The sequence below is a fragment of the Paracoccus halophilus genome (assembly GCF_000763905.1).
In the GTDB taxonomy this organism is placed as follows: Bacteria; Pseudomonadota; Alphaproteobacteria; order Rhodobacterales; family Rhodobacteraceae; genus Paracoccus; species Paracoccus halophilus.
This window is the reverse complement of the sequence record NZ_JRKN01000059.1, coordinates 1-8300: the sequence shown is the minus strand read 5'-3', so window position 1 is coordinate 8300 and position 8300 is coordinate 1. Positions and strand designations below refer to the sequence as shown.

9 protein-coding genes and 1 pseudogene are annotated in these 8300 nt (G+C 64.2%); 5 read left to right on the top strand and 5 right to left on the bottom strand.

Translation table 11 applies throughout. The features are described from left to right. The 3 genes and pseudogenes from IT41_RS21080 to tgt form a co-directional block, all read left to right on the top strand. Nucleotides 1-97: pseudogene (locus tag IT41_RS21080) on the top strand (IS5/IS1182 family transposase); the annotation flags it as partial. A 33-nt stretch (nt 98-130) separates the two neighbouring features. Beyond that, on the top strand, nt 131-829 hold the full coding sequence (locus tag IT41_RS18630) for a GNAT family N-acetyltransferase (RefSeq protein WP_052081788.1): 699 nt from the start codon (nt 131-133) through the stop codon (nt 827-829). 43 nt (nt 830-872) lie between these two features. Continuing rightward, nucleotides 873-2003, top strand: a complete 1131-nt coding sequence (gene tgt, locus IT41_RS18625; RefSeq protein WP_036744173.1) for a tRNA guanosine(34) transglycosylase Tgt — start codon at nt 873-875, stop codon at nt 2001-2003. Nucleotides 2004-2007: 4 nt separating this feature from the next. On the opposite strand, the gene IT41_RS18620 is transcribed toward tgt, so the two are convergent. Continuing rightward, a complete protein-coding gene (locus IT41_RS18620; RefSeq protein ID WP_036744172.1) occupies nt 2008-2457 on the bottom strand; it encodes a hypothetical protein in 450 nt (149 codons plus the stop codon). Nucleotides 2458-2671: 214 nt separating this feature from the next. Between IT41_RS18620 and rnd the strand changes: the two genes are divergently transcribed. Then, nucleotides 2672-3844, top strand: a complete 1173-nt coding sequence (rnd, locus tag IT41_RS18615) for a ribonuclease D (protein ID WP_036744176.1) — start codon at nt 2672-2674, stop codon at nt 3842-3844. A 489-nt stretch (nt 3845-4333) separates the two neighbouring features. On the opposite strand, the gene IT41_RS18610 is transcribed toward rnd, so the two are convergent. From IT41_RS18610 to IT41_RS18595, 4 genes are all read right to left on the bottom strand, one after another. Continuing rightward, nucleotides 4334-5575 carry a type II toxin-antitoxin system HipA family toxin gene (locus IT41_RS18610; protein ID WP_036744171.1) on the bottom strand — a complete coding sequence of 414 codons (1242 nt, stop codon included), beginning with the start codon at nt 5573-5575 and terminating at the stop codon, nt 4334-4336. Further along, nucleotides 5565-5870 carry a helix-turn-helix domain-containing protein gene (locus IT41_RS18605; protein WP_231564835.1) on the bottom strand — a complete coding sequence of 102 codons (306 nt, stop codon included), beginning with the start codon at nt 5868-5870 and terminating at the stop codon, nt 5565-5567. Before IT41_RS18605 ends, IT41_RS18610 begins: the two co-directional genes overlap by 11 nt. 337 nt (nt 5871-6207) lie before the next feature. Next, nucleotides 6208-6798 (bottom strand): plasmid pRiA4b ORF-3 family protein, encoded by a 591-nt coding sequence (locus tag IT41_RS18600; RefSeq protein ID WP_269429328.1) that lies wholly within the window; start codon nt 6796-6798, stop codon nt 6208-6210. A gap of 42 nt (nt 6799-6840) precedes the next feature. Next, nucleotides 6841-7158 (bottom strand): H-NS histone family protein, encoded by a 318-nt coding sequence (locus IT41_RS18595; protein WP_036744168.1) that lies wholly within the window; start codon nt 7156-7158, stop codon nt 6841-6843. Nucleotides 7159-7522: 364 nt separating this feature from the next. Here IT41_RS18595 and IT41_RS18590 point away from each other — a divergent pair, with 364 nt between their 5' ends. Then, entirely contained in the window at nt 7523-8257 is a 735-nt protein-coding gene (locus tag IT41_RS18590) for an ArdC family protein (RefSeq protein ID WP_425320070.1), read from the top strand. Nucleotides 8258-8300: the final 43 nt, after the last annotated feature.

Genomic DNA, 8300 nt, shown 5'->3' with positions numbered 1-8300 from the left:
GCTGGCAAAGGATTGGGAGAAATCCATCGAGAGCGCAGAGGCATGGGTTCTCATCGCACATATCAGGCGCATGACCAGGGCAATCGCAACAGATTGAAATCATTCATCTCGTTTTGAATCTGGCTCTGAAATCCGCGAGGCGCAGCGCCTGCGCTGGCTGTGCTTTGTCGGCGCGCGGCAGGGGCCGGCGGAAAGCGATTCGCTGGATGCCGACGATTACGACGACCGCTGCAGCCATGTGCTGATTCGCGAATCTGCCTCGGGGCGGCTGGTGGCGTGCTTTCGCATGCTGACGCTCTCTGGCGGGGCCGAGATCGGCGACAGCTATTCGGCGCGCTATTACAACCTGTCGCGGCTGCGCGAATTCGACGGCAGGATGGCCGAGATCGGCCGTTTCTGCATGCATCCCGAATGGCACGATCCCGATATTCTGCGTCTGGCCTGGGGCGCGCTGTCGCGCCATGTCGATCGCGAGGGGGTCGAGATGCTGTTCGGCTGCTCCAGCTTCATGGGCACCGATACCCAGGGCTATGAGGACACATTCGCCATGCTACGCGAGCGCCATCTGGCCCCCAAGCGCTGGCTGCCGCGCGTCAAGGCGCCGCGCGTCTTTCGCTTTGCCCGCGCGCTGCGGCTGCGCAAGCCCGATCCGCGCCGCGCCATGGCGGCGATGCCGCCGCTGCTGCGGTCCTATCTGGCGATGGGCGGCTGGGTCAGTGACCATGCGGTGGTGGACGATCAGCTCAACACCCTGCATGTCTTTACCGGGCTGGAGATCCGCGCCATTCCCCCGGCACGGGCGAAGCTTCTGCGCGCCGCCGGGGCCTAGGCCGGCTTTGCATCCGGCGCGCAAAGCGCCTATGTGCCGGGCCATGAGCGACAGATTCGAATTCTCGGTTTCGGCCACCGATGGCCGCGCCCGCAGCGGCACGATCCGCACGCCCCGCGGCGATATCCGCACCCCCGCCTTCATGCCCGTCGGCACCGCCGCGACGGTCAAGGCGATGCTGCCCGAATCGGTGCGCGCCACCGGCGCCGACATCCTTCTGGGCAATACGTATCACCTGATGCTGCGCCCCGGGGCCGAGCGTGTGGCGCGGCTGGGCGGCCTGCATCGCTTCATGAACTGGGACCGCCCGATCCTGACCGATTCGGGCGGCTTTCAGGTGATGAGCCTGTCCAGCCTGCGCAAGCTGACCGAGGAGGGCGTGACCTTCGCCAGCCATATCGACGGCTCGAAGCATTTCCTGTCGCCCGAAACCAGCATGGAGATCCAGCGCCAGCTGGGCAGCGATATCGTCATGGCCTTTGACGAATGCCCGGCCCTGCCGGCGAGCGAGGCTGAGGTCGCGGCATCCATGCGCATGTCGATGCGTTGGGCGCAGCGTTCGCGCGATGCCTTCGGCGACCGGCCCGGGCACGCGCTGTTCGGCATCATGCAGGGCGGCGTCACCCGCGAGTTGCGCGAGGAATCTGCCGAGGCGCTGCGGGCCATCGGTTTCGACGGCTATGCCATCGGCGGCCTTGCCGTGGGCGAGGGGCAGGAGGCGATGTTCGGCGTGCTCGACTATGCGCCCGGTTTCCTGCCCGAGGACAAGCCGCGCTACCTGATGGGAGTCGGCAAGCCCGACGATATCGTCGGCGCGGTGCTGCGCGGCGTCGACATGATGGATTGCGTGCTCCCCTCGCGTTCCGGGCGTACGGGGCAGGCCTGGACCCGGCGCGGACAGCTCAATATCAAGAACGCGCGCCATGCCGACGACCCCCGGCCCCTGGACGAGGCCTGCACATGCCCTGCCTGCACGGGCTATAGCCGCGCCTATCTGCACCATGTGTTCCGGGCCGGGGAAATGATCTCGGGCATGCTGCTGACCTGGCATAACCTGCATTATTTCCAGGAACTGATGCAGGGCATGCGCGATGCCATCGCCGCCGGGCGGTTTCAGGATTTCGTGGCGGAGTTCGAGGCGCAGCGCGCCGGGGGCGATATCGCGCCGCTGTGACGGGCTAGATCCCGCAGCGCTCGGAAAAGGCGATGCGGGCCGCTCCTGTCCCCTTCATGTCCGAGCGGAACAGGACCCGCCGGCCGAATATATCCTCGACCTCAAGGCTTTCGGCATCGCGAAAGAAATCCAGCGTCTGCGCGGAAAAGGCGACGCGCCCGGTCAGGTTGGGGCCTTCGCGATAGGTCTTGACGGACCATTTGTCGGTACGTCCGTCCGGCGCCCTGATCCACATCATCACCGCCTCGACCCCCTGCAGTTCATCGCCGGTCAGGCTCTGGTCGAACAGGTCGAAATTCAGATGATTATCGCCGCGCTGGCAACTCAGCGACAGCAGGTAGCGGCCATCGCCTTGCGAGGTTGTCACGATATTCTCCATCTTGACCAGTTCCCAGCCGTGGCCGGGCAGGGCCAGGGCGAACCACGCCAGGGCAAGGGCAGCAATCTGTCGCATCGGGCTTCCTCGTGCTTTTGGGCTTGAATCGCATCCGAGCACAGGTCACGATTCGAGGCAATGCGGGCACAGCCTGCCGCCAAGCGGCGGGCGACGCTCGGGAATGGCTTGAAATCCGGCCCTCCTTCGCCCATCCCAAGGGAATCACCCGGCGGCAGAACCGCCCTGAAAGAACTCCATGCCATCCCGCTCAGATCAAACCAAGACCGACCAAATCCGCACCATCACCACGACTGCCGACCTGAGCGCGTTCTGTGAAATGGCCAAGGCGCAGCCCTATGTCACGCTCGATACCGAGTTCCTGCGCGAACGGACCTATTATTCCAAACTGTGCCTGATCCAGGCCGCGCTGCCGCCGGCCGCGACAAGCCAGTCCGCCGGCGGCGAGGCGGTGCTGATCGATCCGCTGGTCGAAGGCCTGTCGCTGGAGCCGCTTTACGATCTGTTCCGGCACAAGGACACGATCAAGGTCTTTCACGCCGCCCGGCAGGACCTTGAAATCTTTGTCCATGATGCCGGCGTTCTGCCCGATCCGCTGTTCGACACCCAGATCGCCGCCATGGTCTGCGGCTTTGGCGAACAGGTCGGCTACGAGACGCTGGTCAAGAAGATCGCCCGCCAGCCGCTGGACAAGTCCTCGCGCTTTACCGACTGGTCGCACCGGCCGCTGTCGGATGCGCAGGCCAGCTATGCGCTGGCCGATGTGACGCATCTGCGCGCGATCTACGAACATCTGGCGGCGCAGCTGCAAAAGACCGGCCGCGCCCCCTGGCTGGCCGAGGAGGCCGCCGTGCTTCTGGATCCCGAAACCTATATCACCCGCCCCGAGGATGCCTGGCAGCGCGTGCGCACCCGCTCCGGCTCGCCGCGTTTCCTGGCCGTGGTGCGCGAACTGGCCCGTTTCCGCGAGGCCTATGCCCAGGAACGCGACGTGCCCCGCAACCGCGTGTTCAAGGACGATGCGCTGATCGAGCTGGCCTCGACCAAGCCGCAAAGCGAAGCCGATCTGGGCAAGTCCCGCCTGCTTCTGCGCGAGGCCCGGCGCGGCGATATCGCGACCGGCATCCTTGCCGCCGTCAAGGCCGGGATCGAGGCGCGCGACCTGCCCAAGCCCGTCCATGACGAGCCGGGCCGTCCCGGCAATGCCGCGCTGGCCGATCTCTTGCGGGTGCTGCTGAAGGCCAAATCCGATGCGGCCGGGGTGGCGTCGCGGCTGATCGCCTCGGCCGCCGATCTGGACGCCATCGCCTCGGGCGCGCGCGATCTGCCGGCGCTGCACGGCTGGCGGGCCGAGGTCTTTGGCCATGATGCGCTGCGTCTGGCGGCGGGGGAAATCGCCTTGTCGGCCGAGGGTGGCGCGGTCCGGGTGGTGGAACTGACCCGCTAGCGGCGTCCCGCGCCGATATGCGGGGCGGCGGCGCCTGGCGATCCTTGCCATGTAATGCGCATCACATATGCGATACGCGGTCGAAACCGGACGAAAAGCGCGCTATCCGGTCATACGATGAAATGCGCGGCCATCGCGCATCATGCTGGTAGTGTTTTGCAAATGACGGCATATCAGGCACATAGGCTTTCGGTCGCGCCGATGATGGATAAGGTGGATTGTTTTTTTAAATCAAATGCTTGATGGGTTATGTGTGCAGTATTTGCACACGAGTTTTCGTGCTTTGTTTCCTACTCATTCGCGCGATACGTTGCGATTCAGCCGCCGTAGCCTCGATCTTCTTGCAACCTACGCGGGCTGAATGAGTTTCGTCTGAATGGAGTGTCCGTCCGGCCATTAGGCTGGACCGATCGTCACTGTCGATACGGCTTGCCGCTCCATGATCCCCACCTGGGGCTGGTCCGGAAATTCCCGACCTCGGTCGTCCGGTCACCCGACCAGAATGGCCGTCATCGTCCGGACATGGGCGTCGATGCGCTCCAGGACCGCGCCGGGTACGACGGCGCGTTCGGGCAGATCCCACCAATGCGCGTCGACCGCCTGAACGGTTTCGGCAACCGCCTTCAAAACGGCGGGTTCGGGGAGCTTGGCGCGGTTGGCGAAAGTCTTCCAGCGCGCCGAGGTCAGTGCTTTGAAGGCGCGCTCGCCGCCGAGCGATAGGGCCAGGTCGTCCGCAGGAAGATAAGGGATGGTCGAGAGCAGGTCGTAGACGGGCGCGAGGGCAGGGGCGTTGCCGTCCCCGGGGTAGATCAGCGACCAGTTTTTCAGATGCATGTCGCCATTGCCCATGATCACCGAGAGCGCGAGACGCCGGACGAACTCCAGCGCCGCCAACGGAGAAATGGCTATGCTGAGCGCCGATGCGATATCGTGATAGGCTGCGCCCTCGTATTTGCGCGCGGGGGGGATACCGAACACCTGGGCGAAATCCTCGATATGGATGCGCTGGCCGCCCGGCCCGCGATCGAAGCGGCGCAGCAGTAGGACCCGCCCCTCGGTCATGGTCTCGAATTCCGCTGGGATGCCGTCGAACTGGTCACGAGTGACCAGCTCGCGCTCGGGCACCTCCATGCCGATGGCTTCGGCCAGTGCGAGGTTGGCAAATTCGTTCTCCGATACCGCCGGAAAAGCCGTGGAGGGGAACTTGGCGATGTATTCTCCGTCGCCGTCGCCGAGCGGCACGGTCAGCCCGCCACCTTTGCCAGTGTTCTTCATCACTGAGAGCTTCATCTGGACACCGGCCAGCGAGAAGCGAGCTTTCGGCGCCGTCTGGGTGGTCTTCGCTGGGGCCAGGGCAGGGCCGTCGCCCGGCAGGGCGCGCACAGCGCCGGGTAGATCGGCCCCGAGCGCTGCGAGCAGGTCGAAGTCATTGCCGGGACGGACACGCCCGGCGTGGTGCTTTTCCATCGCGTCGCGCAGCTTGTCCTCGGGAAGCAGGTTGGCGAAGAAGGCCGGTAAAGAGCCCGCGATCGGCCGCGGATCCTTCCGCAGCCCGCCATTCGCCGCCCGGAAGGAGAGACTGAGGATGGGGTATCCACCCGTCGCGCGATAGGCAGGAGCGAAGCTGAAAGCGTTGAAATCGCCCGGGGTTCGGACGATGGTGCCGATCTTGTGTCGGTTCAGGAAAATGTCGAGCGCCTGAACGCTGGCGGCGGTTGGTTCAGCGCTCATCGTCAGGCTCCGGCTGCGGTGCGAATGCCGGGGCATCCTCCCCAGCCTCGGGGCTGAGTAGGGTGTCGACCGCGGGCACCAGGAATTGCGGGATCAACATCATCTCGAGCCCGAGCGCGCGCGCAACATTCATCAGAGTAGTGGCGCGCGCGGCGGCAGCGCCCGTCTCGATGTCGCGGTAGCGCGGGCGGGAAATGCCAGCCAACTCGGCGACCTGTTCCTGGGTCAACCCGGCGGCCAGCCGCGCCCGGCGAAGCTGTGCGCCGATCGTGTGAAGAGAGGTTGTTTCGGGCACCAAGGATACCTTTGCGATTCATGTGATCGATATTGATCTGAAAACATATCATCATCCCGCTAAAACAGCAAGAATATGATCTGTATCCATATCTTCATGTTGTCTGAAGATACGTATAAGTAACATTGATGTGGGAGCCAAGGAACGACGGCAAGACGCGCAATCCGGTCGCACATAAGGGGCGTATCTGATGGGGGGCGACCTTCAGACGTAGGCGACGATCTGTTTTACGATGGGATGCATCCAGGCGGGCACAGAGGCGATGCCAGAAATCTGAGCAGCCGGGAGAGGGTCGTCCAGGCCCGCGGCACCGCCTTGAGGGCCGAGCCCTCTGCGCTCACCGACCAGAAGGCTTTGGCTTGGGCTGATGCAGGCGTCGGCTGGTGTTCTTGCGGAAGGTGTTGCGGAGATCCTTGTTGATCAGCTCGATGTCGAACCAGTCCGGATCGAAATGCCCGCCGGCCCAGCGAAGGTTGGAGCTGTGGTCCTCGTGGTTCGGATCCTGGATGGTCTCGAGGAAATCGGCATAGGACCAGGGGCCGCCGACATCCTCGGGTGGCCGGGCTCGGGCCCCTTCGGTGCATTCTGCATGGCGGGGCAGGGGATCCAAGGATAGCCACTCCTCGATCCGGATCACATGGGTCCAGTCATCGCCAAAGTCGTAGAGGTAAGTGAAGGTCAGATCCTGGCCGGTGAAATCCGCCAGCCTGACCCCGGTGTAGTCGAAGGTCTGCGGCCCGCCGAAGCCATCCTCAAGCTGATCGGGGTCGCCATAGCGCAGCCCGCCGATCCGGAACTCATGCAGATGGCTGTCGGTCCAGCTGAACGCGGCCTGCAGCACCAGATGCAGCCTGTCGAGCGTCCAGTCCGACGGCACGACAAGTCGCCGCCAGATCGGCGGGTCAATCTCCGCCAGAGAGACATGCAGGCGGATGGCATTCGCGGGCTGGTATAAGGCAGGTCTCCCCGATCAGATCGCAAAATCCTCGAGCGATTTTCCCGAAGCCAGCGCCTCGGCGATCCAAGCCGGTTTGCGCCCACGGCCGGACCAGGTGATTTCGGCGTTTTCCGGATGGCGGTACTTGGGCGCAGACGCCGCGCGTTTCCGGGTGGGAGCGGCTTCCGCTAGCTCGTCGAAGCTGAAACCGAGCTCGCGGGCCAATTCGTCCACCTTGGAGCGAGCCTCGGCCTTGCGACGGTCCTCGAAACTGGCGATGGCCTTCGCAACATTCTTTTGCAACTGCTTCAGTTCGGGGAGCGACAAGGCGTTAAGATCGATATCCGTCATCTGGTCCTCTTTTATTGCCCGTTGGCTTTGAGCCCGATCTCTCGGGAAGGAAGGCGTCTGGCGCTGGAAAGCAGGCACCGCGATTGCGTGTCAGATAAGCGCAGATATCGTGGGGATTACAACACGTCGGGGATCGGGGCTCGCGAGTGGTGGCTTTTGCCGTTTCACGCCTGCCTCGGCTGAATACGTGGATTGTCTGGGGGAAAGCCTTCCCCCTGGTCGGCACTGGCATTGCCGACCGACATACCCCCATCAGGGGGGAGACCCCGCAACGCCCCCTGAGAGAGAGAGTGCGGGCGGGTTTTCCGTGACGGGTTGAGGGCTGGAGGAGAGGCCTCCGGCGCCCGTCGCGGAGATCATCCCGATGACCAGAGAGCATCGCGCAGCCCGCAAAAGCGGCCCGCGCACCAACCTTTATGACGACATCACCGACAAGATCATCGCCGAGCTGGAGGAAGGCCGGCTGCCCTGGGTTCAGCCCTGGGGGACGGCGGCGGCGCAGGCGCCGCTTGCCATGCCGCGCAATGCCAGCACAGGGCGGCAATATTCCGGGATCAATGTCCTGATCCTCTGGGGCGCCGTCATCCAGCAGGGCTATCCAACCCAGCACTGGCTGACCTTCCGCCAGGCGCTGTCGCTCGGCGGCAATGTCCGCAAGGGTGAGCGGGGCACAACCGTCGTCTATGCCGACCGCTTCACGCCTGAAGACGAGAAGCGCCGCGCCCGGGAGACCGGAGAAGATGCAAACAGCATCCCGTTCCTGAAGCGCTTCACCGTGTTCAACGTGGCGCAATGCGAGGGTCTGCCCGACGATATCGCCATCGAAGCGCCGCCACCGCCGCCCGGGCTGATCGAGCCGCGGGTCGAGGCATTGATCGCGGCGACCGGCATCGATTTCCGGATCGGCGGCAACCGCGCCTTCTATGTCCCCGCGCTCGACTATGTGCAGGTGCCACCTCCGCAAGCCTATTTCGAGCCGATCAACTGGCACAGGACCGCCCTGCACGAGATGGGGCATTATGCCGGAAGTGGGATTATGCCGACTTCGCAAGCGCTCTGCTGTAATTGCAGGCCAAAGTCCTCTTTGCGCTCGGCATAAACCGACGCCCAAACGAAACTCAAGGGAGCTGAGGAATTCGGTT